The following is a 20,617-nucleotide window of genomic DNA, read 5'->3' on the forward strand; positions in this document are numbered from 1 at the left end:
TCGCCTCGCGGTCGCCGTCGCCCCCGCTCATGTGGTCGGCTCCGTCGCGTCCGTGTCCGCCGAGTCCGCGTTCGTCCCGTCGGGCGCCTCCCACGGCCGGTCGGCGCTCTCGCCGAACAGCTCCCGCATCAGCGTGACGATGCTCTCGGGCGGGAATTGCCCTGACTCGGTGACGATGGCGTCGACGTACCGCGGCGGCGTCACGTCGAAAGCGGGGTTCTCGACGGTGATCTCGCCGATCTCCTCGCGGGCGCTCGCGTCGATCACCTCCGCCTCGTCGCGCATCTCGATCTCGACGGTGTGGCCGGTGAGCGTGTCGGGGTGGAGCTTGATCGTCTGGGCGGCGACCATGATCGGGACGCCCCGCTCGCGGGCGTTGACCGCGAGCCCGGAGGTGCCGATCTTGTTGACGACGCCGCCGTCGGCGGCGATAGAGTCGGCGCCCACGAGCACGTGATCGGCGTCGTCGAGGTACCGCCGCGCCGCCGAGTCGACCACGAGCGTCACGTCGACGCCCATCCCGCGCAGTTCCGCCGCAGTGATGTGGCCCTGGTTGCGCGGGCGCGTCTCCTTGACGATCGCCGAGACCTCCTTCCCCTGGTCGACGGCGTGCTCGACGCACGCGAGTGCGTCCGTCGAGTGGCAGTGGGTCATCACCGTGTCGCCGTCGCGGAGCCGGTTGGCGCCCACGCGACCGAGGTCGTTCTGGGCCCGGTCCAGTCGGTCGGTGAACGCGGTCGTCGCCGCCAGCACCGACTCGCGGAGCGCCTCCACGTCGTCGCCCTCCATCCGCCCGAGGGTGTAGCGGAGGGCGTTCGGGAGCGACACGGCCGTCGGGCGGGTGTCGTACAGCCGGCGGCCCGCGTGGCGCATCGCGCGCCGGTACGCGGCGGGCGTGTCGGCGGCCGTCTCGCGCGCCTGCGCGGCGAGCGCGTCCGCGGCCGCGGCCGCGATGGTGGCGGCGCCCCGGATCTCCATCGTCGCGATGTCGGCGGCGGTGTCGTCGACCGCGTCCGCCAGCGGGGGGTCGTCCGTCATGACCGCCCCGTTCGGGGCGCCGGGTTATCAGTTGTCGGGGTCGTCGTGCGCCGCCCTGCCCGGAACGCGCCGGCAGGCACGCGGCCGGCCGGCGATCCGCCGCCCCGACCGCGCTCCCGCCCCGCTCAGGTCGACCCCGAGAGGAAGCGCTCGGCGGCCGCGAGGCACTCGGGCTCGTCGGCGACCGCGGAGAACCCCTCGACCAGCCGCGCGCGCTCGTCGGGGTCGGCGGCGGCGGCGCGGACGTAGCGCTTCACCAGCGCGACCGCCGGCGCGGGCGCCGCACAGACCGCCTCCGTCAGGTCCGAGACGGCGTCGTCGAAGTCCCCCTCGCCGACGACCCGGTTCAACAGCCCCCACTCCGCGGCGGTCCCGGCGTCGACCGGATCGCCGGTGAGCGCGAGTTCGAGCAGCCGCTTGCGGCCGCACGCCTCGCCGACGCGCGCGACGGCGTACGGCGGGTAGGCGCCGATGCTCGCCTCCGGGAGCGCGAACGTCGCGTCCGCGGTCGCGACCGCGAGGTCGGCGGCGGCGACGATCTCGAACCCGCCGCCGTACGCCGGGCCGTCCACGGCCGCGATCACCGGGACCTCGACCCGCTCGGGGCCGAACAGCGCGTCGTACAGCCGGGTCGCCAGCGTCGCCGGCGCCACCTCGTCGCCGAGCCCCGCGACCGAGGCGATGTCGTCGCCCGCGCAGAAGGCGTCGCCGGCCCCGCGGAGCACGACGGCGCGCGCCTCCTCGGCGCCGCGGTCGAGCGCGTCGCGGAACTCGGCGAGGCCCTCCAGCGTCAGCGCGTTCCGTTTCTCCGGGCGGTCGAACGTCACCGTCGCCACCTCACCCGTCAGGTCGTAGCGGATCACGCCGTCGCGTTCCGCCAGGGAGATGATAAACGAGCGGGCCGAGCGGGTCCCGCGCCGTCGCCGCGACTCACTCCGTCCGGACCGTCGAGACGCGCGCGTTCTCCTTGAGCCGGATCCCGACGCCGTCGCCGTCGACGGTTCGGCTCACCGTGAGGGGGAGCGCCGGGAGCGACGCCGTCCGGAGAGACGGATGGGTGGCGCCGCGCGCGACGAGTCCGGTTCTCGGCTGTAGCGTGACCGGGTCGTCCCCCGCCAGCGACTCGTTCAGCGTGATCACGTACGTGCCGGCCGCGAGGTCCCACCAGCCGTAGTCGTCGTCCTGGTCGCGCTTCTCGGGGTCGATCGCCGCGAGCGAGGCGTCGACGAGTTCGCCCCCGCTGAAGTCGACGGCGCCGGGAACGTCGACCTCGTGGACGCCGGCGAGCGTCAGGTCGACCCGGTCGCCGTCCCCGCGGACCTGCGTCTCCTCGTGGACGATCCCGTCGAGCCTGTCGGCGAGCGTCATGCACGTCGGTTGTGCCGCCGGGGGCAAGAGCGCGGCGGCGACGCGTCGTTCCTGGGCGGCTCGCCCGCGAGCGGGGCGGCGGTCCACCGAGACGCTCGCTTCGCTCGCGTCTCGCCCCGTACGTGGCGGCTCGGCCAGAGGACTTCGCCGTCGGCCCGCCGAGCCGGCTTCGCCGGCTCGCCTCAGTCGTCGGCGGGCGCGGCGTCCTCGACCGCCGGCACGTCGATCTCGCCGGCGTCCAGTTCCGCCTCGACTTCCCGGGCGGCCTGCACCATGTTCTCCATCTTCGTGTAGGCGGCCTCCCGGGGCAGGAGCTTCAGCCCGCAGTCGGGGCTGATCGTGAGCTTCTCGGGCGGGACCACCTTCAGCCCCTGCAAAATGTTCTCCTTGATCTCCGCGACGGGCTCCACCTCGGCGACATGGGCGTCGACGACCCCGAGCGCGAGGTCCGGCGCGAAGTTCCCGTCGGCGAACGTGTCGATCTGCTCGTAGTCGTCGTTGCACAGCTCCACGTCGAACTCGTCGATCGGGTAGTCGTTGATCTCGGGGTAGACGCGCGAGTAGTCGCCGTAGCAGACGTGGAGGCCGATGCGGACCTCGTCGTCGATATCGCTGACGATGCGCTCCAGGCACTCGCCGACGATGGCGTGGTCGTCCGGCGTCGTCGCCAGCGCGGGCTCGTCGATCTGGATGTAGCGGGCGCCCGCCTCGACGAGCTTCTCGATCTCCTCGTTGACGAGGTCCGCGAGGTCGTACGCCAGCGCCTCGTCGTCGTCGTACGCCTCGTTGAACGCCCAGTTCGCGAGCGTGTACGGGCCCGTGATCGGCACCTTCACGGGTCGCTCGGCGACGTCGTCGACGAACTCGAACTCGTCGACGAGCCACGGCTCGTCGTACTCGACGCCCTCGACGACCGACGGCTTGTCGAAGTAGTTGTGGCCCCACACTTTCACCGGGCCGTTGAACTCGTAGCCGTCGATGCGCTCGGCGAAGAACTCGACCATCTCCTCGCGGCGCATCTCGCCGTCGACGACGGTGTCGAGGCCGGCGCGCTCGTGCTCGTGGGTGATGACGCGACAGGCGTCGTCGGTCGCCTCGGCCCATTCCGTCTCGCCGAAGGAGTGCTCGTCGTCCTCGAAGTGATCGCGCGCACGGTTCAGCCACTTGGGCTTCGGGTACGAGCCGACGACGGTCGTCAGCAGGAAGTGATCGCTCTCGTGACTCTCCGGGCGGAACTGCTCGCGGTTCTCGGGGTTCCGGCTCATGCCTCCACCTCCGTCTCCGCGGCGTCGGCAGCGGCGATCTCGGCCGCCTCAGCGAGCACAGAGAGCTTCGCCTGGTGCTTGTTCACAGGCAGGTAGAACGTCTCGGTGTTGGGCGTCACGTAGGTGGTGTCGAACGCCTGGGCGGGGATCTGGTCGTGGACCCACTCGACACGCTCGGCGACCGTCTCGGGGTCCTCCACGAGCGTGTTCTGCCCGTCGACGAGGCCGAGCGCGATGTCGTCTGCCGTGCCGAGCTCGTTGATGCACTCCAGGTTCGCCTCGCGGTCGGCGGCGACGAAGTCGAAGCCGACGGCGTCGACGTCCGCGTCCATGAGGTGGGCGTACGCCGTCTCCTCGAACGCCTCCCAGTACGTCTGGACGACCACGTCGGCGTCCGTCGCGCCGGCGACGCGGTCGATCGCCTTGCTCGCGAGTTCGTTCAGGTCTTCACCCGGTGCGTTCGTCACGTAGGAGGGCTCCAGCAGGAACAGCGTCTCATGGGCGGGGAACGCCTCGACCTCGCCCGCGAGGAAGTCGCCGACGGCGTCGAGGAACTCGGCCTCGTCGCCGTAGTGATCGTCGGTCGCCAGGTCGGCGAGCGTGTACGGCCCTGGCAGGACCGCCTGCAGCGCGTCGCCGTCGTCGAGCAGGTCCGCGGCGGCGTCCAGCTCCGCGGCCACGTCGCCGGAGGCGTCGAGGTCGGCGACGACGCGCGGGTCGCGGTAGAAGTTGTTGTTGTCGTAGTAGCGGACGATGCCACCCGTCTCGACGGCCTCTTGAACCGTCAGCGGGTGCGCGAGCATGTCGTCCCAGCGGCCCTGGCCCTCGACGATACGGTCGAGGCCGGCGTCGCGCTGGTCGGCGACGAAATCGGCGCGCACGTCGGCGTACGCATCCGCGACGGCGGCGTCCTCGTCGCCGTCGATGAGGTCGTGTTTCTGGTGGCCCTTCAGGTCGGAGAGGTCGTCTTTCGCCCAGTCCGGGAGCGGATACAGCCCCGGCGTGGTGGCGACTACATCGATCATCGACAGTAGCTACGAAATTCCGACCCATAATACTTCTTGTTCAGATGAATGTCTGAGAGTTATTCTCTGTCGGTTCGGTGTCGCAACGCGAGGATCGAGAGCGTCTCGAAGGGGTACGACTCCTCGGCAACGGTCTCCGCGTGGAGGCCGCGAGCGACGGCGTACTCAACTACGTCCGCGAACCCCGCAAGCGAGGAGACGAGCAGGAGCGCGACGCCGTCCGGCGCGAGCGCGCGCGCCAGGTCGTCGAGGAACGGCTCGATGAGGTCGCGGCCGGACTCGCCGCCCGACAGCGCCACCTCCTGCCAGTCGTCCCACTCGTTGTCGGGGTCGGTCGGGAGGTACGGCGGATTGAACAGGACGGTGTCGAGCGCGCCGTCGCGGAACGGCCCGAGGAGGTCGCCCCGGATGGCCTCGACGCCGCGGTCGTGCGCTCGCTCGCACGCGTGCGGGTTCACGTCGCTCCCGATCACGCGCGTCGCGTCACCCTCCGTCCGGACGCGGTCGGCGACCCAGCCCGAGCCGGTGCCGACTTCGAGCGTGACGCCGCGGGCGTGCTCGACGGCCGCCCCGGCGAGCAGCCCGGAGTCCTCCGCGGGAGCGTACACGGGCGCGTCCAGCCCCCTCCGCTCGGCGAGCGCGTCGCGGGTCTCCGTCGTGTCCGCCTCGTGAGCGTCGCCGCCCTCGGGCGCCTCAGGCATCGTCGCCTCGGGCGGATGCGCCGTCGTCCCCCGCGCCCGACGGAGCGCCGTCGCTCGTCTCCCCACGGGGGGTCTCGCCGTCGGCGGCCCCGAGTTCGTCGCTGTCGGGGCGCCCGGACAGCTCCCGCTGCGGGAACGGGATCTTGATGCCGGCGTCATCGAACGCCTGCTTCACCGCCAGCGTCACCCGAGTGCGGGCCTTCCACATCTTCCGGGCGCTTGGGTTGCTGATGTAAAACCGCAGGCGCATCCCGATCGCGGAGTCGTCGAAGCCCGTGAGCACAGCGTGGGGCTCCGGCGGCGACAACACGAGGTTGTGATCGCGCATCGCCTCCTCGGCGATCTCGATCGCCTCCTCCAAGTCGGCGTCGTAGTCGACGCCGACATCGACGTTCAGGCGGAGGCGGCCCTTTCGGGACCGGTTGAGCACGTCGGTGTTGGTGACGATGTCGTTCGGGATCATCACGTACTCGTCGTCGAACGTCCGGATCCGGGTGTTGACGATCGTGATGTCGGTGACGATCCCCTCCTGATCGCCGATGACGACCCAGTCGCCCAGCTCGAACGGCCGGGAGAACAGGACGACGAACCCGGCCAGCACCGCCCCGAGCGTCTGGCGCGCGGCGAGCCCGAGAACGATGCCCGCGAAGCCGGCGCCGACGAGGAGACTGCCGGGGTTGACCCCCCAGACGGCGAACACGACGACCAGCGAGACCGCGTACACCGCGACCTGAACGATGTGGTGGGCGATCTCGCTTTGGTGGTCCGACAGCGCGCTTCGCTCCGTTCCGACCTTCCGGATCGTCCGCTTCGTCAGGCGGGTGATCAGCGTGGCGCCCCCCAGAACGCCGATTGTCAACACCGCCCGAGCGACGTTCCGGCCGGAGAACACCTCGGCGGGGACCGCGGTGTCGAGCAGCGACACGCCCCGCCAGACGACCACCACGAACAGCCCGAACCCGATGACCGCCGTGGCGACCGCGGCGGCTTGGAGCGATTCGATCGCGAGGTCCCTGTTGTCGAATCGATCCTTGAGGAGAGGGCCCATCCGCCGGATCCCGACGAGGAGCGCGACCAGCGCCGCCATCGCGAACACCGTGGCCGCGATCTGTGCGCCGGTCGTCGGGACCGCCGACTGGATCCACGAGACGAGGTCGGTCGCGGCCGACGCCGCGGCGTCGCCGCCGGGGACGCTCGCAGTTTCGGTGCCGCCCACCGGCGTTGTCGTTCCGTGTTGCGTCACTGTCCCGGGCCGATGTCGCTCGCGCCTCGCGCCACCTGCGCCAGCGCCGCAAACGATGCAGGGGAAAGCTCTCCCGGACGCCGCGAGAGCACGTCCTCGTCAGTCGCTGCCACGACCGCGTCGGCGTCCGCGATCCCCGAGATGTGGGCCGTGTTGCGGATCGCGTTGCGCACCGTCTTCCGGCGTTGCGTGAACAGCGCCTTCACGAACCGCAGGAAGAACGCCTCGTCGTCGACCTCGTAGTCGGGCGCGCGCGGCGCGCAGCGGACGACCGCGCTCTCGACGCGCGGCTGCGGGTCGAACGCCTCGGGCGGGATCCGCTCGACGACCTGCACGTCGGCGTAGTGCCGGGCCGAGACCGAGAGCCGACCGTACTCGGCGGTCCCCGACTCGGCGACCATCCGGTCGGCGAACTCAGCCTGGAACATCAACACGAGCGGCCGCCCGAGCGGGAGCAGCCGGAACGAAATCTCCGAGGAGACGCCGTACGGCAGGTTCGAGACGGAGGCGGTGAACGGCGGGAGGTCGACTTCGAGGGCGTCACCAGCGAGGATCTCGAGTCGGCCCCCCTCGATCTCGTCGGCGAACTCCTCGCGGAGGAACGCCGCGAGGTCGCGGTCGCGCTCGACGACCGTCACCCGGTCGGCTGCGGCCAGCAAGCGGTCGGTGAGCGCGCCCGTACCGCCGCCGATCTCGAGGACGTGCGAGCGGTCGGCCTCCTCGGGAAGGTACGACGGGAGCCTGTCGAGCACGCGGTCGTCCACGAGGAAGTGCTGGTCACGGTCGGGGTCGCCGCGGACCCCGGCGCGCCGCCGGAGGTCGTCGGGGTCGCGGAACTCCGGGGTAGCGTCGGTCATTGCCCCCCGTTGACCGTCGCGGGCGGTAAATCCGTCCATTCGATCCGACCGGTCGAGACGAGCGACCGGCTCAGGACTTGTTCGCCGTCGGCGCGTCGACGCCGACGAAGATCCGGTACTTCAGATCGTCGTCGCGCAGTTCCTCCATCACGCGCTCAACGAGTGTCTCCTTCGGGTCGTGGAGCCCGGAGACGCGCTCGCTCAGGTCCGCGAACGACTCGAACGGCCCGCGCTTGCGAGCCTCCAGGATGTTGTTGCGCAGCTTCTTGCCGATCCCTGGGAGGAGATTGAGCTGGTGGAGCCGGAGGGTGATCGGCTCGGCGTCGTTGTAGAAGTCGACGAACCGCCGCTCGTTCTCCTCGACAATGTCCGCGACCACGTACTCCAGTTCCTGGCGGGCGCCGCGGTTGAGGTCGTCGTAGTCGACCTGACGGGCGCGCTTGATCCCGGCGGCCGTCTCGGGTTCGATCTCGACGCGGTCGTCGATGGTGAACTCGGCGTCGTCGGTCAGCTCGAACTCGAACAGCCGGAAGTCGCGCTCGCCAAGCCCGTACGCCACCGCCGGCCGCCGGTGCTGCGGGCGGTCGTCGTCCGCGCGCCCGTGCGGGAGGTACTCGAGGACGAACGCGTACACCCCTTCGTCGGCGGCGGCGTCCGCGGAGTCGTCGCGCTGTGCGTCCGAATCGGCGGCGCTGTCGTCGGCCTCCGCCGCGCTGCCGGGGGGGTCACTCGCGGCTCCCGAGTCGCGATCGTCGTTCATGCCCGCCGATAGGTCGGCGGAGGTGATAAAAGGTCGTCGCCGCGTGCCGACGACTGCGGGGCGACAAGAAAACCGAGCGAGCCGCCGAGTCGACGTGACGGGGCGTCGCGAAGAGTTACGCGTACTTCGCGACGACGTTGAGGATCTCGTCGAGTTCGTCGCCGTCGAGCGCGTACCGCTCCTGTGCGTACACCGCGCGGACCTCCGTCCGGTCGCGCGGGAGGAGGTCGGCGAGCTTGTACGCCTGGGCCTCGTCGACCTTCTCCAACTCCAGCAGCTCCTCGACGAGTTCGAGCGAATCGTCGGCGTCGAGGAACGCGAACCGATTGACGTGGTCGACCGCGCGCGCCAGCTCGTAGCGCATCTCGCGGTCCTCGTCGGTGGCGCGATCGGCCTCGACTGCGCTGAGCAGCTCCTTTGCCTGGGAGACGGTGAGGTACTCCTCGCTCAGCTTCTCCTTGAAGATCGTCATCGGGTCTACTCGGTCTGGGCCTTCAGGTGGGCGGGCTTGGCGAGAATCGTCTTGGCCTTGCCGCCGTCGACGATCTCGACTTTGAACGCGGCACCCTGCTTGCCGATGACGGTGCCGGTGTGTCCGTTGAAGCGCGGGTGGAAGCGGCCGTCGGTGACCGAGGGGTCCAGCTTGAGGTGGACCTTCTGGCCGTCATCGAACTCGGCGATCGCGCGCTGGGGCGGTGAGGTACCGCGGTCACGGGGGTCGTTCGAGAGCTTTCCGCGCGTGCTGTGAAGGGGTCCGTTCGAACTCGGCATAGTCGTGCACACGTCTTCTCTTGTCGCGGGTATAAATGGTGCGTTCCGCGGCTCGGATGCGGCGGAGTCACACGGCGGGCCCTCCGCCGCCGTGGACTACACGAAGACGCCGACCCCCGTGACCTCAGCGAACAGGAGCACGCCGACGGTGACGCTCGCGAGGCCGCCGACCACGCGCACGGCGTCGGCGTACCCCGCCGCGCGGTCGAGTCCCCACGAGGCGACTCCCATCGCCATGATCGTCGAGACGGCGAATCCGGCGAGGAATCCCGCGCCGTCGATCGTGGACTCGGCGCTCGTCGCGAGGGCGACGACCACGCCGCCGCTGCCCGCGAATCCGTGGATCACCCCGACGCTGAACGATTCGCGATCGGCGTGCGAGTGGGTCAGGCCGACCGCCCGGCCGAACACGTGGAGGTGACCGTGGCGGGCTGTCGAACCGCCGTCGTCGCTCTCGCCGCCGTGAACGTGCCCGACGAGTGCGCGTCCCAGTGACGGCGCCCCGACGACCGCCCGGAGGCCGAGCACCACGAGCACGAGCGCGACGACCGCTTCGAACGCGAGGGCGACGCGCTCAGGAACGCCCACGCCGAGCGCGAGAAACCCACCCCCGAGGGCGACGACCGGCACAGCGTGGCCAAGCCCCCACGCGACGCCGGTCGATCCCGGCTGGTCGGTTTCGCCGACGAGTGCGGCGACGGCGGCGACGTGATCGGCCTCGAACGCGTGGCGGACGCCGAAGGCGCCGCCGACGAGCAACGCGGTGGAAAGCACGGTGACAGCGAGGACGGTGGCGGAAAAAGCGATGCCGGTTCCCGCGAAGGCCGCGCTCAGGCGCCGATGTACTCTTCGTTGATCTCCCACTCGCCGCGGTCGTTCTCGACGAGGTACTCGCCGTAGTACGGGACGCGGTCGGAGACGACCTCGCGGAACGCCTCGCGGATCTCGGGGGTCGTCATCTCGCCCATCGACTTGAGGTCGTCGTTGCGGTTGAGACAGCCCTTGAGGTACCCCTCGTGGGTGACGCGGACGCGCCCGCAGTTGGCGCAGAAGTCGTCGTTCTCCACCGGGTCGACGATCTCCACCATGCCGAGGCCCGCGGCGTCCGGCGACGCCGCGGACGCTGCGTCAGCGTCGCCCACGTAGTAGCGCTTGCGGTCGTGCATCTCGCGGTGCTCGACGCGGACGGCGATCTCCGACAGCCAGTCGTGGACCCGCTGGATGTCGATGTTCCACTCCGGACGGCCGGTCAGCTCGGGCATGTACTCGATGAGCTGGAGCTGGAGGCCGTCGTTTTCGGCGACGTGCTCGACCATCCCCTCGACGTAGCCGGCGGTGTGCTCGAACACGACCATGTTCAGCTTCACCGGAGCGAGTCCCGCGTCGACCGCGCAGCGGACCCCCTCCAAGACCTGCTCGTAGGCGCCAGATTTGGTGATCTCGGCGAACGCCTCGGGGTCGAGCGCGTCCTGCGAGACGTTGACGCGATCGAGCCCCGCGTCAACGAGATCCTCCGCGCGGCCGGGCAGGAACGTCCCGTTCGTCGTCATCGAGGTCTCCATCGAGTCGGGCGTGCGCCGGATGATCTCCTCGAGATCGTCGCGAAGCATCGGCTCTCCCCCGGTGAACTTCACTGCGTCGACGCCGAAGTCGGCGGCGACCTCCAGGAAGCGGACCACGTCGTCGGTGGACATCTCGTCGTCCTGCGGGTCCATGGGGCCGCGCGTGTCCCCCAGCCCCTCGTTGTGGCAGTAGACGCAGTCGAAGTTACAGCGGTCCGTGAGCGAGACGCGCACCCCGGTCACCTCCCGCCCGAAGTCGTCGACCAGCGGTGTCGGCATTATGTTAGCATCCTTCGTTCGCGCGTACTTGAACGTATGGGACGATCGGGAGGAATAGTAACTAATTATAGTTACTTCCGACGTATCCGATTAGAGACAACGATCGCACTCGGCGGCCGACGGACTTCCCCGTGGGAAACCCTTATTCGGAGCGCTCGCCGACGGCAAGCCATGGATGAAGCCGCCGTACGCGAGCGTCTCGAGGGCGTCGAGGATCCCGACCTCGGGGATGACATCGTCTCGCTCGGCCTGGTGAACGCAGTACAGGTCGACGACGAGGACGGCGTGATCCGGGTGTCGCTGGCGCTCGGCGCACCGTACGCCCCCCACGAGACCGAGATCGCTGAGGGGGTTCGCGACGCGCTCGCGGACACCGACTACGCGCTCGACATCTCCGCGAACGTCGAGTCGGACCTCTCGGCGAGCGAGGAGGTGCTCCCGAACGTGAAGAACGTCATCGCCGTCGCCTCCGGGAAGGGCGGCGTCGGGAAGTCGACGGTCGCGGTGAACCTCGCGGCCGGACTCTCACAGCTCGGCGCGCGCGTCGGCCTGTTCGACGCGGACATCTACGGGCCGAACGTGCCGCGGATGGTCGACGCCGACGAGGCGCCCCACGCGACCGACCAGGACACGATCATCCCGCCCCAGAAGTACGGGATGAAGCTGATGAGCATGGCGTTCCTCGTCGGCGAGGATGACCCCGTTATCTGGCGCGGGCCGATGGTCCACAAGCTGCTCACCCAACTGGTCGAGGACGTGGAGTGGGGCGCGCTCGACTACCTCGTGCTTGACCTCCCGCCGGGCACCGGCGACACGCAGCTCACGATCCTCCAAACGCTGCCGCTCACGGGCGCAGTCATCGTCACGACGCCCGAGGAGGTCGCGCTCGACGACGCCAACAAGGGGCTGCGCATGTTCGGCAAGCACGACACGAACGTGCTCGGCATCGTCGAGAACATGTCCGGGTTCGTCTGCCCGGACTGCGGCTCCGAGCACGAGATCTTCGGCAAGGGCGGCGGCAAGCAGTTCGCCGCGGACAACGACCTCCCGTTCCTCGGGGGGATCCCGCTCGACCCGTCGGTTCGCGCCGGCGGCGACGGCGGCGAGCCGGTCGTCCTCAGCGACGAACCCGGCGAGGTCGGCGACGCGTTCAAGATCGTCACCGAGAACGTGGCCAACAACGTCGGCGTCGTCCAGCGCCGGAAAGTGAGCCGGCGCGCACAGCAGAACTCTCCGACGCAGTAATTCGGGACGGCAACCCCGCGGTGACCCTCGACGGCCCCGTGGCGACCACACCAGTTTTCCGGAGTGTCTGACGGAGTCGGAAAGTGATTAGCCGCGGGCCCGCCGAACCCGGGGTATGAGCGACGAGGACGGAGACGCGGACGCCGACGAACTCCCGGAGGCCATTCAGGAGGACGACCCCGACTGGCAGCTCGCCCCGGACTCTAAGGAGGAGTTCGTCGCCGACGCGGAGACGAGGGAGTTTCTCCGCACGATCGCCGAGGACGTCTACGGCGACTCCGGTGAATCGAAACAGCTCTCGGCGATCCTCTATCGCGTCTCGGATCTGTACGATCCCGACGAGGACACCTCTCCCGAGGAGATCTATCTGAACGTCCGGCGTATCATGCAGATCAAGGAGCGGGGCGGATTGAAGCGGGAGTAGGGGACGTCATTCAACAGCGTAGTCGAGACGGAACTTCTGATAGGATTCTGCTACGAATTGACCGGACTGAACTCTGGCGATTCGGATCCCGTTTCGAACACCGTGGAAGAGCCGAGTCGCGCATGTAGCACTACCACGTACTAATCTACCCTCTTGACGCCGGTAATCGCAAATCGTGCGCCCCCCGAGATACTCTCGGTAACCTGTATCTCCCAATCGTGGCCGGTAACAATCTGCTGAACAATATTCAACCCCAATCCCGTCCCGCCCGGGTTCGTCGTGAACCCGGTCTCAAAAACTCGATCACGCTCTTCGGGTGGAATTCCAGGTCCATCATCGACGACTGAGAAGCCGTCCGACTGTGCTTCGACGGTTACCTCTACATCTGCCCCGGCGTGTTCGATAGCATTTCGAAATAAGTTCTCGAACAATTCCCGTAATCGGGACTCATCCGCAAGTATCTGCGTATCGGAGCCTGCCAACCGCAGGTCGGCGTCGATCGTTGCGACTGAGTCCCAGGCTTTCGTCACGGTGTCGAACAACGACACTGGGTCTGTCTCCCCGACCAGTGTGTTCGTCCGTGCGAGCTGTAACAGCTCAGACACCAGCGAATCCATCCGCTCAAGCGCGTTGTCAACGAGAGTTAGCTCATCGCAGTTGGCGTCTGCCTGTAGCATATCGACATAGCCCTGCGCGACGTTGAGCGGATTCCGAAGGTCGTGCGAGACGAGCCCGGCGAAATTCTCCAGACGTTCGTTCTGCTGTTGAATTTCACGCTCCTGCGCCTTGCGTTCAGTACTGTCTTTGATCGTCCCAAAGTGGTACGGCACCCCGTCAATCGTTCGCTGCGTCGTGACCGTTGCCACGGGCACGCGGTTCCCACTGTACTCATGGATAGTCTCCGCCTGCCGTGTGTCACCGTCAGCGAATGAGCCCCAGTACGCGTCGAACGTGTCGGGGTCGACCTCGGGTGCGACCTCCCAAATCGGTACTCCGACCAGATCGGCCGGCGTGACTGAGAACAGCTCAGCGTAAGAGTCGTTCACGTAGAGATACCGACCGTCTTGTCCGTATATCCCGACGCCGACGCCGACTGCCTCGACTATCTGCTGGAAAAACTCGGAGGAGAGATCATCCGGTATCGAGTCGCCGTCGCTCATATGTCGACTTCTCTGTCGGCTGGTTACTTACTCTTTGGTAGGTCCGCACCGATCGATGAGGGCTTCACCTATATCTATCAGAGATCGCTCCCTTGGTGAGTCCTGTGGGCGCGACGAGCGATGTCGTTCCGATGTAGGCCGCAGTTCCGGCAGTGGTGCGAAAAGTACCCTAACGCAGCGGGGCAGTGCTGAAGTCACTAGCGTCAGTACCGCGAGCGAGGGCCGTGAGGCCAGAGCAAGCGGCGGTTTTGGCATGAACGGGTTTTCAACGGGGAGTTCCCGCAGCGAGCGGGGCGAGCGAGGAAACCCCCCGTCAGAAAAGCGGTTCTATTGGAACGTGCGACCCAACTCGCCTTCGCCCTCTTCGCGGGGCTCGCTGCTCTGGAACCGCTGTTCGATCTCCTCGTAGCGCTCTTTCGTCTCGGCGGTGACCGAGGGGTTCACCTCGTCGAGCGCCTGCTCGAAGTGCGCCATCGTGACGCGGACGTTGCCGACGGAGTCGTCGACCTCCTCCGGCGACACCGACTGGATGAACTCCCGGGAGGCGTTCATCGACGCCTCGCGGCAGACGGCCTCGATGTCGGCGCCGACGTAGCCGTCGGTCCTGCGCGCGAGGGTGTCGAGATCCACGTCGTCGGCCAGCGGCTTGTGCTGGGTGTGGACCTCGAAGATCCGGCGGCGGCCTCCCTCGTCGGGGACGGGTACGTGGACGTGACGGTCCAGACGCCCCGGCCGCAGCAGCGCGCTGTCGATCAGGTCCGGACGGTTCGTCGTCGCGATGACGACAACGTCCTCCAGCGTCTCCAGGCCGTCGAGCTCCGTCAGCAGCTGGGAGACGACGCGTTCGGAGACGCCGGAGTCGCCCGAGTTACGGCCGCGCTCGGTCGCGATCGCGTCGATCTCATCGAAGAAGATGATGGTCGGCGCGTTCTCGCGGGCCTTGCTGAACACCTCGCGGACGCCCTTCTCGGACTCCCCGACGAACTTGTTCAACAGCTCCGGCCCCTTCACCGAGATGAAGTTGGACTCGGACTCGTTGGCGACGGCCTTCGCGAGCAGGGTCTTGCCCGTTCCGGGCGGACCGTACATGAGCACGCCCTTCGCGGACTCCATGTCCATGGCCTCGAACACCTCGGGGTAGTCGAGGGGCCACTGGATCGTCTCGCGGAGGCGGTCCTTGGTGCCCTCGAGACCACCCACGTCGTCCCAGGTTACGTCCGGGACCTCGACGAACACCTCCCGAAGCGCCGAGGGTTCGATCCCCTTCAACGCCTCCTTCATGTCGGTCCCGGTGACCTGGATCGACTCCAGCACCTCGGCGTCGATCTCGTCTTCCTCCAAGTCAATCTGCGGGCGGATGCGCCGGAGCGCGTTCATCCCGGCCTCCTTCGCGAGGCTCTCGAGGTCGGCGCCGACGAATCCGTGGGTCGTCTCGGCGTACTCGTCGATGTCGACATCGTCCGACAGCGGCATGTTCCGCGTGTGGACCTGGAGGATCTCCTTGCGCCCGTCGCGGTCCGGGACGCCGACTTCGATCTCGCGGTCGAAGCGTCCCCCGCGGCGCAGCGCCGGGTCGATGGCGTCGACGCGGTTGGTCGCGCCGATGACGACGACCTCGCCGCGCTCTTCGAGCCCGTCCATCAGCGAGAGGAGTTGGGCCACGACCCGGCGCTCCACGTCGCCGCCGGCCTCCTCGCGCTTGGGGGCGATGGAGTCCAGCTCGTCCATGAAGATGATCGCGGGGGCGTTCTCGGCGGCCTCCTCGAACACCTCGCGGAGCTGCTCTTCGGACTCCCCGTAGTACTTCGACATGATCTCGGGGCCCGAGAGCGTCTGAAAGTGGGCGTCGATCTCGTTGGCGACGGCCTTCGCGATCAGCGTCTTGCCAGTCCCCGGCGGGCCGTGGAGGAGCACGCCCTTCGGCGGCTCGATGCCGAGGCGCTTGAACAGCTCCGGGTGGCGCATCGGCAGCTCGATCATCTCGCGGACCTGTTCCAGTTCGTCATCGAGCCCTCCGATGTCTTCGTATGCCACGTCCGGCGTCTCGGCGCCGGCCGCGGCCGCATCCTCGGTGATCTGTTCGGCCGGCTTCTCGGAGATCTCGACCTCCGTGGAGTCAGTGATGACGACCGTTCCGGCGGGCTCGGTGGAGGCGATCTTGAGCGGGACGGCCTGCGAGCCGCCGCCCATCAGCCCCAGCCCCAGCGGGAATCGGATCGTCTGTCCTTGGGTGACCGGCTGGCCCGAGAGCTTGTCGCGGATGATCGAGCCGATGTTGCCGCGGACTCCGAACTGCTGTGGGAGGGCGATCGTGATCCGATCGGCGGGCTCGACATCCGCGGGCTCGACGGTCACGCGGTCGTCGATACCGACGCCGGCCTCTTGGCGGAGCTGGCCGTCGATGCGGATGACGCCCGTGTCGTCGTCCTCGGGGTATCCCGGCCACACGCGTGCGATGCCGGTCGAGTCACCGTCGATGCGGATGTAGTCGCCGCCGGAGAGTCCGAGCTCGTCGGCGGCAACGCGGTCGATCGCCGCTAGGCGCCGTCCGGCGTCCTTCTGTTTCAGGGGTTTGACCGTGAGCTTCATGCGCTGATCCCGATCGTGAGTACGCCGTTCTCGATGTCAACACTTGCGGCCGGGCCGGGGAGCTCGAACTCGAACTCCTCGTTATCGCGGTCGCCATCGCGGCCGATCACGACGATCGCGGTCCCGTCGACCGTGTCGACGGTCACGTCCTCGTCGGCAGCGTTCAGATCTGCCGCGATGACGGTCTCGTCGTCGTAGTCGTACCGGCGGAGGAACCGTTCGCGCCGGTCGACGGAGTTGCGTTGGTTCATATATCCTAACTCTATGTAATCGTTCAAGATATTAAAAGATTTCGCCGATGGATCGGAGTACTGCGTCGGGGACGTGAGGATGTGGTTGGATTGTGGGTCATCGTTTCGGCCGTCGGATAGCGCGGCGTCGCCCCGCCCGATTTATCACCACGCCCGAGAGACGTTCGGGTATGAACGAGGGACGTTCGGACGTGAACACCGTCTATCATCACGGCCGGGAGACTGCGTATCGGACCCGTGGCGGGGGGGCAACCGGCCCCGGACTCTTGTGCGTCCACGGCAGCGGTGGAACGGGCGACGTGTGGTCAGCACAGTCGAACCTCGCGCGACGGACACCCGTCACGTCGCTCGATCTCAGCGGGCACGGCGCCAGCGACGACATCAACGCTGAGCCCGGTCCGGAGGCGCTCGAAGCCTACGCGGACGACATCGTCGCAGTCGCCGAGGCGACCGACGCATCTGTCCTCGTCGGGAACTCCCTCGGCGGCGCCGTCGCGATGTGGGTCGCACTCGAACGCGACCTCCCGCTCGACGGGCTTGTCCTGACTGGAACGGGCGCGAAGCTGACCGTGCTCGACGACCTGCTCGTGTGGCTGGGCGACGACTTCGAGCGCGCTATCGAGTTCCTGCACCAGCCAGACCGACTGTTCCACGACGCCGACAAGGACGTGCTCGACCGGTCTCGCGCGGCGATGCGCGACGCCGGTCGCGCGGTCGTCGAGCGGGACTTCCGAACCTGCCATGAGTTCGACGTGCGAGACCGGCTCGACGAGATACCTGCACCAGCGCTCGCCGTGGTCGGCGAACACGACGGACTCACGCCGCCGCGCTACCACGAGTACCTCGCCGAGGAGATCCCCGTGTGCGACCTGACGGTACTCGACGGCGCCGCGCATTTGGCGATGGTCGAACAGTCGGCCGCGTTCAACGATGCCGTCGAGGCGTTTCTCGACGACCTGTAGGCGCCGTCGCCGTTCGCTCGTCCCGAGTACCGTGCGAACGTTCACAGCCGAAGCCGATACCAGTGACGCCGTGGTCAACTGAGCAGCCCGGGTCGCCCAGCGGGTGCGCGACTCACCGACCCGGGAGCGGCGCGAGTCGCCTGTCAGCCCTCACAACGCCGAGCGGTGCCCATCAGTACACGCCGTCCACGTCGTCCTCGACGTGGCTGTGCTCGTCGGCCGGGAAGTCGCCGCGCTCGACCTCCCGTTTGTACGCCTCGACGGCCGACGCCATCTCTCCGCGCAGGTCCGCGTACTGTTTCGAGAACGGCGGCGACCACTCGTCGAGCCCGAGCACGTCCGTGATCACGAGCACCTGCCCGTTCGTGTCCGGGCCGGCGCCGATGCCGATCGTCGGGATGTCGAGCGCCTCGGTCACCTGCGCGGCGAGGTTCGCGGGTACGTGCTCGAGCACGAGCGAGAACGCGCCGGCGTCCTCGTGCTCGCGCGCCAGTTCCAGCATCTGCTCTGCAGCCGCTGGGTCGGTTCCCTGTCGCTGATAGCCGCCGAGTTGGTTCACGTGTTGAGGCGTCAGCCCTAGGTGTGCCATCACGGGGATACCGAGTTCGGTGAGCCGCCGCGTCAGCTCGACCGTGTGCGGTCCGGATTCGATCTTCACGGCGTCGGCGTCCGCCTCTTTCAGCATGCGGCCCGCGTTCTCGATGCCTTCCGCCTCGTCGACGCCGAACGAGAGGAACGGCATGTCGGCCACGACGAGCGCGTCGTCGGTCGCGCGAGCGACGGCTGCGGTCCGGCTTTGCACCTCCTCGAGCGTGACCGGAAGCGTCGAGTCGTGCCCGAGCACGGCGTTACCCATCGAGTCGCCGACGAGCACCACGTCGATTCCGGCCTCGTCGACGACGGCCGCGGTCGGCGCGTCGTACGCCGTCAGCATCGTGATGGGCTCGTCGTCTGCCCGGTCTCTGATGTCCCGCGTGGTTACCATGCCCGGAGGATCGATGGCGCCCCGATTAATGCGTGTGGTCTCGACCCGTGCGGGCTTCCTCGGGGAGCGTCGACAGACCGCTGCGGGAATCGACACGGCTTACCGACTCGCCACGAACGTTCCGGCGTGCCCGAGCGCGTCGAAACCACCGACCCGGAAGGCGTCGACTACGGCTGGGTGATGCAGATGACGTTCGTCCTCACGGTGACCGCCGGATCCGCGCTCGTCGCTTCGCTCTCCGTGTTCGTGACGCTTCCCACGTGGGGTGCGCGCGCCGGCTTCGCCGTCCGCGTCGGCGCCGTGATCTGGATCCTGACGGCGCTGGCGGCCTACTACTACGAAAAGAACGTCCGGGCTGAATAGTCGCGTCGACGGCCCCGCGCGGCCCGACCGGGGGGTCAGACCCACCGGAAACCCATATCCGCCCAAGTCAGACCCACCGAAAGTCGACGCTAGCCCGGTCGGCGGTCACTGCATCTCGGTCGGAGTCGCCGACGAACAGCGCTCGCTCCGTCTCCGCGCCCAGGTTCCGCAGCGTCGCGACCAGGGGGTCGGGGTCGGGCTTGTACGTCCCGACGGAGTCGCGACCGACGACCGCGCCGACGTGCCCGGCCAGGTCGTGGCGGTCCAGCGCCGTTCGGCACGCCGCCTCGCAGTTGAGCGAACAGACGCCCGTCGGCACCGACAGCGGGAGGTGGTCGGCGTGCGGGAGTCGCGTCGACGCCGCGGCGCCGCGCGTCTCGTGGTCCGCGAGCAGCGCCTCCAGCTCCGGCCGGAGGCCGGCCTCGTCCGCGCGCTCCAACAGCCCCCACAGGTCCGCCCCGGCGGCGTCGTGGCCGTTGCGCTCGAACAGTTCGATCGCGTCGCTGGCGGCGGCGTCCCAGTCGACCGCGAGGTTGACGAGCGTGCCGTCGAGGTCGAAGACGACGGCGTCGTACTCGGCGTAGTCGTCGGTCATCGGCCTACAGCAGCTCCCGGGCGATGATCGTCTTCTGGATCTCGGTCGTCCCCTCGTAGATGGTCGTGATCTTCGAATCGCGGTAGAATCGCTCTACGTCGAACTCACTCATGTAGCCGTAGCCGCCGTGGATCTGTACCGCCTCGTTGGTCACGTCGACGGCCGACTCGCTGGCGAAGTACTTCGCCATCGACGCCGCGAGCCGCGGGTCCTCCCCGGCGTCGGACTGGCGAGCGGCCTCGCGGACGAGCAGGCGCGAGGCCTGGATCTTCGTCCCCATCTCCGCGAACGTGTTGCGGACCGCCTCGATCTCGGCGATCGGCGCGTCGAACTGCTCGCGGTCGTGGGCGTACTCGCGGGCCTCGTCGAAGGCGGCCTGCGCGAGCCCGACCGCCTGCGCGGCGATCGCGATCCGACCGCCGGTGAGCGTCTCGAAGGCCGCAGAGAGGCCCTTCCCTTCCTCGGTGAGTCGATACTTCTCGGGGACGCGAACGTCCGAGAACTGCATCCCGACCGTGTCGGAGGCGCGCAGGCCGAGCTTCTCCTCCTTCTTGCCGACCTCGACCCCGTCGAAGTCCGCGGGGACAAGGAACTGCGTGATCGAGCCGTCGTCGTCGGGGTCAGTCTTCGCGAAGACGATGTAGACGCCCGCGCGGGCTCCGTTCGTGATCCACTGCTTCTCGCCGTTCAGGACGTACTCGTCGCCGTCCCGTTCGGCGGTCGTGGTCAGCTCCGCCGGGTTCGACCCCGCGCCGGGTTCCGAGAGACAGAAGGCGCCGACCGGACGGCCGTCGACCATCTCGGGGAGCCATTCGTCTTTCACCGCTTTCGAGCCGAAGGTCGCGATGCAGGAGGTCGCGAGGCAGTGGACCGAGAGGGCGGTCGCGACCGCGAGGTGGCCGTACGCGAGTTCCTCGTTCACGACCGCGTACGTCGACCGGTCTGCGTCGAAGCCGCCGTACGCCTCGGGCACCGTCAACCCGGTCAGATCGAGGTCGGCCAGCTCGTCCCACGCCGCCTCGGGGAAGGTCTCGGTCTCGTCTGCCTCCCGGGCGCCGGGACGCAGCTCCTCGACCGCGAACTCGCGCACCACCTCGCGGATCGCACGCTCCTCGTCGTCCAGCATCGACGGGGAGTGCGCGTACGCGTCCGCGTTCGCGTGTGCCATGTCCGT

Annotated in this window: 23 protein-coding genes; 4 read left to right on the top strand and 19 right to left on the bottom strand. The window is 68.4% G+C overall.

The features are described from left to right. Nucleotides 1-27: 27 nt before the first annotated feature. The 13 genes from BUE16_RS11520 to moaA all read right to left on the bottom strand — a co-directional run bounded on the left by BUE16_RS11520 (nucleotide 28) and on the right by moaA (nucleotide 10,869). Complete coding sequence (locus BUE16_RS11520) at nucleotides 28-1,038, bottom strand: ribose 1,5-bisphosphate isomerase (protein WP_073309815.1); 1,011 nt, start codon at nucleotides 1,036-1,038, stop codon at nucleotides 28-30. A gap of 125 nt (nucleotides 1,039-1,163) precedes the next feature. Next, nucleotides 1,164-1,901, bottom strand: coding sequence for an enoyl-CoA hydratase/isomerase family protein (locus BUE16_RS11525; RefSeq protein WP_073309817.1), 738 nt, complete (start codon nucleotides 1,899-1,901; stop codon nucleotides 1,164-1,166). A 67-nt stretch (nucleotides 1,902-1,968) separates the two neighbouring features. Beyond that, entirely contained in the window at nucleotides 1,969-2,406 is a 438-nt protein-coding gene (locus BUE16_RS11530; protein ID WP_073309818.1) for a dCTP deaminase/dUTPase family protein, read from the bottom strand. A 182-nt stretch (nucleotides 2,407-2,588) separates the two neighbouring features. After that, the gene (locus tag BUE16_RS11535) at nucleotides 2,589-3,671 is read right to left on the bottom strand and encodes a methionine synthase (RefSeq protein WP_073309820.1); all 1,083 of its coding nucleotides are present in this window, start codon (nucleotides 3,669-3,671) and stop codon (nucleotides 2,589-2,591) included. After that, entirely contained in the window at nucleotides 3,668-4,696 is a 1,029-nt protein-coding gene (locus tag BUE16_RS11540; RefSeq protein ID WP_073309822.1) for a 5-methyltetrahydropteroyltriglutamate--homocysteine methyltransferase, read from the bottom strand. The genes BUE16_RS11535 and BUE16_RS11540 overlap by 4 nt, the downstream gene beginning before the upstream one ends. 59 nt (nucleotides 4,697-4,755) lie before the next feature. Further along, a complete protein-coding gene (locus BUE16_RS11545; RefSeq protein ID WP_073310065.1) occupies nucleotides 4,756-5,397 on the bottom strand; it encodes a HemK2/MTQ2 family protein methyltransferase in 642 nt (213 codons plus the stop codon). Beyond that, nucleotides 5,390-6,613: a mechanosensitive ion channel family protein gene (locus tag BUE16_RS11550; protein WP_143165427.1), complete on the bottom strand. Its 1,224-nt coding sequence runs from the start codon at nucleotides 6,611-6,613 to the stop codon at nucleotides 5,390-5,392. The genes BUE16_RS11545 and BUE16_RS11550 overlap by 8 nt, the downstream gene beginning before the upstream one ends. Nucleotides 6,614-6,636: 23 nt before the next feature. Continuing rightward, nucleotides 6,637-7,497, bottom strand: a complete 861-nt coding sequence (locus BUE16_RS11555) for a 16S ribosomal RNA methyltransferase A (protein WP_073309824.1) — start codon at nucleotides 7,495-7,497, stop codon at nucleotides 6,637-6,639. A 70-nt stretch (nucleotides 7,498-7,567) separates the two neighbouring features. Continuing rightward, nucleotides 7,568-8,257, bottom strand: coding sequence for a DUF655 domain-containing protein (locus BUE16_RS11560; RefSeq protein ID WP_073309826.1), 690 nt, complete (start codon nucleotides 8,255-8,257; stop codon nucleotides 7,568-7,570). 115 nt (nucleotides 8,258-8,372) lie between these two features. After that, nucleotides 8,373-8,729, bottom strand: coding sequence for an RNA polymerase Rpb4 family protein (locus BUE16_RS11565; RefSeq protein ID WP_073309828.1), 357 nt, complete (start codon nucleotides 8,727-8,729; stop codon nucleotides 8,373-8,375). 5 nt (nucleotides 8,730-8,734) lie between these two features. Next, entirely contained in the window at nucleotides 8,735-9,028 is a 294-nt protein-coding gene (locus tag BUE16_RS11570) for a 50S ribosomal protein L21e (protein WP_073309830.1), read from the bottom strand. A gap of 96 nt (nucleotides 9,029-9,124) precedes the next feature. Beyond that, entirely contained in the window at nucleotides 9,125-9,802 is a 678-nt protein-coding gene (locus BUE16_RS11575; protein ID WP_073309832.1) for a hypothetical protein, read from the bottom strand. Nucleotides 9,803-9,858: 56 nt separating this feature from the next. Further along, nucleotides 9,859-10,869 carry a GTP 3',8-cyclase MoaA gene (gene moaA / locus BUE16_RS11580; RefSeq protein ID WP_073309834.1) on the bottom strand — a complete coding sequence of 337 codons (1,011 nt, stop codon included), beginning with the start codon at nucleotides 10,867-10,869 and terminating at the stop codon, nucleotides 9,859-9,861. Nucleotides 10,870-11,040: 171 nt separating this feature from the next. Between moaA and BUE16_RS11585 the strand changes: the two genes are divergently transcribed. Then, entirely contained in the window at nucleotides 11,041-12,114 is a 1,074-nt protein-coding gene (locus BUE16_RS11585; protein WP_073309837.1) for an Mrp/NBP35 family ATP-binding protein, read from the top strand. Between the two features lie 115 nt (nucleotides 12,115-12,229). Next, complete coding sequence (locus BUE16_RS11590; protein WP_073309839.1) at nucleotides 12,230-12,538, top strand: hypothetical protein; 309 nt, start codon at nucleotides 12,230-12,232, stop codon at nucleotides 12,536-12,538. A 140-nt stretch (nucleotides 12,539-12,678) separates the two neighbouring features. On the opposite strand, the gene BUE16_RS11595 is transcribed toward BUE16_RS11590, so the two are convergent. From BUE16_RS11595 to BUE16_RS11605, 3 genes are all read right to left on the bottom strand, one after another. Next, nucleotides 12,679-13,698: a sensor histidine kinase gene (locus BUE16_RS11595; RefSeq protein WP_073309841.1), complete on the bottom strand. Its 1,020-nt coding sequence runs from the start codon at nucleotides 13,696-13,698 to the stop codon at nucleotides 12,679-12,681. A 327-nt stretch (nucleotides 13,699-14,025) separates the two neighbouring features. Then, nucleotides 14,026-16,287, bottom strand: coding sequence for a CDC48 family AAA ATPase (locus BUE16_RS11600; RefSeq protein WP_073309843.1), 2,262 nt, complete (start codon nucleotides 16,285-16,287; stop codon nucleotides 14,026-14,028). Beyond that, complete coding sequence (locus tag BUE16_RS11605; RefSeq protein WP_073309845.1) at nucleotides 16,284-16,538, bottom strand: DUF7127 family protein; 255 nt, start codon at nucleotides 16,536-16,538, stop codon at nucleotides 16,284-16,286. Before BUE16_RS11605 ends, BUE16_RS11600 begins: the two co-directional genes overlap by 4 nt. A gap of 170 nt (nucleotides 16,539-16,708) precedes the next feature. On the opposite strand from BUE16_RS11605, the gene BUE16_RS11610 reads away from it, so the two are divergent. Continuing rightward, nucleotides 16,709-17,500 carry an alpha/beta fold hydrolase gene (locus BUE16_RS11610; protein ID WP_073309847.1) on the top strand — a complete coding sequence of 264 codons (792 nt, stop codon included), beginning with the start codon at nucleotides 16,709-16,711 and terminating at the stop codon, nucleotides 17,498-17,500. 172 nt (nucleotides 17,501-17,672) lie between these two features. Here BUE16_RS11610 and panB read toward each other — a convergent pair whose 3' ends face one another. Continuing rightward, complete coding sequence (panB, locus tag BUE16_RS11615) at nucleotides 17,673-18,485, bottom strand: 3-methyl-2-oxobutanoate hydroxymethyltransferase (RefSeq protein WP_073309849.1); 813 nt, start codon at nucleotides 18,483-18,485, stop codon at nucleotides 17,673-17,675. Nucleotides 18,486-18,611: 126 nt separating this feature from the next. Here panB and BUE16_RS11620 point away from each other — a divergent pair, with 126 nt between their 5' ends. After that, nucleotides 18,612-18,848, top strand: a complete 237-nt coding sequence (locus BUE16_RS11620) for a DUF5822 domain-containing protein (protein WP_073309851.1) — start codon at nucleotides 18,612-18,614, stop codon at nucleotides 18,846-18,848. A gap of 67 nt (nucleotides 18,849-18,915) precedes the next feature. On the opposite strand, the gene BUE16_RS11625 is transcribed toward BUE16_RS11620, so the two are convergent. Beyond that, the gene (locus tag BUE16_RS11625; protein WP_073309853.1) at nucleotides 18,916-19,443 is read right to left on the bottom strand and encodes an HAD family hydrolase; all 528 of its coding nucleotides are present in this window, start codon (nucleotides 19,441-19,443) and stop codon (nucleotides 18,916-18,918) included. Nucleotides 19,444-19,447: 4 nt separating this feature from the next. Further along, nucleotides 19,448-20,611, bottom strand: coding sequence for an acyl-CoA dehydrogenase family protein (locus BUE16_RS11630; protein ID WP_073309855.1), 1,164 nt, complete (start codon nucleotides 20,609-20,611; stop codon nucleotides 19,448-19,450). Nucleotides 20,612-20,617: the final 6 nt, after the last annotated feature.

This window comes from Halobaculum gomorrense (assembly GCF_900129775.1).
GTDB classification, from domain to species: Archaea; Halobacteriota; Halobacteria; order Halobacteriales; family Haloferacaceae; genus Halobaculum; species Halobaculum gomorrense.

What these genes read in the sequence shown, in the direction of transcription:
- BUE16_RS11540 (WP_073309822.1), bottom strand. Translation starts at nt 4,696, where the DNA reads ATGATCGATGTAGTCGCCACCACGCCGGGGCTGTATCCGCTCCCGGAC.
- BUE16_RS11545 (WP_073310065.1), bottom strand. Translation starts at nt 5,397, where the DNA reads ATGCCTGAGGCGCCCGAGGGCGGCGACGCTCACGAGGCGGACACGACG.
- BUE16_RS11585 (WP_073309837.1), top strand. Translation starts at nt 11,041, where the DNA reads ATGGATGAAGCCGCCGTACGCGAGCGTCTCGAGGGCGTCGAGGATCCC.
- BUE16_RS11570 (WP_073309830.1), bottom strand. Translation starts at nt 9,028, where the DNA reads ATGCCGAGTTCGAACGGACCCCTTCACAGCACGCGCGGAAAGCTCTCG.
- BUE16_RS11560 (WP_073309826.1), bottom strand. Translation starts at nt 8,257, where the DNA reads ATGAACGACGATCGCGACTCGGGAGCCGCGAGTGACCCCCCCGGCAGC.
- BUE16_RS11610 (WP_073309847.1), top strand. Translation starts at nt 16,709, where the DNA reads ATGAACGAGGGACGTTCGGACGTGAACACCGTCTATCATCACGGCCGG.
- BUE16_RS11600 (WP_073309843.1), bottom strand. Translation starts at nt 16,287, where the DNA reads ATGAAGCTCACGGTCAAACCCCTGAAACAGAAGGACGCCGGACGGCGC.
- panB (WP_073309849.1), bottom strand. Translation starts at nt 18,485, where the DNA reads ATGGTAACCACGCGGGACATCAGAGACCGGGCAGACGACGAGCCCATC.
- BUE16_RS11630 (WP_073309855.1), bottom strand. Translation starts at nt 20,611, where the DNA reads ATGGCACACGCGAACGCGGACGCGTACGCGCACTCCCCGTCGATGCTG.
- BUE16_RS11530 (WP_073309818.1), bottom strand. Translation starts at nt 2,406, where the DNA reads ATGACGCTCGCCGACAGGCTCGACGGGATCGTCCACGAGGAGACGCAG.
- BUE16_RS11555 (WP_073309824.1), bottom strand. Translation starts at nt 7,497, where the DNA reads ATGACCGACGCTACCCCGGAGTTCCGCGACCCCGACGACCTCCGGCGG.
- BUE16_RS11590 (WP_073309839.1), top strand. Translation starts at nt 12,230, where the DNA reads ATGAGCGACGAGGACGGAGACGCGGACGCCGACGAACTCCCGGAGGCC.
- BUE16_RS11595 (WP_073309841.1), bottom strand. Translation starts at nt 13,698, where the DNA reads ATGAGCGACGGCGACTCGATACCGGATGATCTCTCCTCCGAGTTTTTC.
- BUE16_RS11565 (WP_073309828.1), bottom strand. Translation starts at nt 8,729, where the DNA reads ATGACGATCTTCAAGGAGAAGCTGAGCGAGGAGTACCTCACCGTCTCC.
- BUE16_RS11535 (WP_073309820.1), bottom strand. Translation starts at nt 3,671, where the DNA reads ATGAGCCGGAACCCCGAGAACCGCGAGCAGTTCCGCCCGGAGAGTCAC.
- moaA (WP_073309834.1), bottom strand. Translation starts at nt 10,869, where the DNA reads ATGCCGACACCGCTGGTCGACGACTTCGGGCGGGAGGTGACCGGGGTG.
- BUE16_RS11520 (WP_073309815.1), bottom strand. Translation starts at nt 1,038, where the DNA reads ATGACGGACGACCCCCCGCTGGCGGACGCGGTCGACGACACCGCCGCC.
- BUE16_RS11605 (WP_073309845.1), bottom strand. Translation starts at nt 16,538, where the DNA reads ATGAACCAACGCAACTCCGTCGACCGGCGCGAACGGTTCCTCCGCCGG.
- BUE16_RS11625 (WP_073309853.1), bottom strand. Translation starts at nt 19,443, where the DNA reads ATGACCGACGACTACGCCGAGTACGACGCCGTCGTCTTCGACCTCGAC.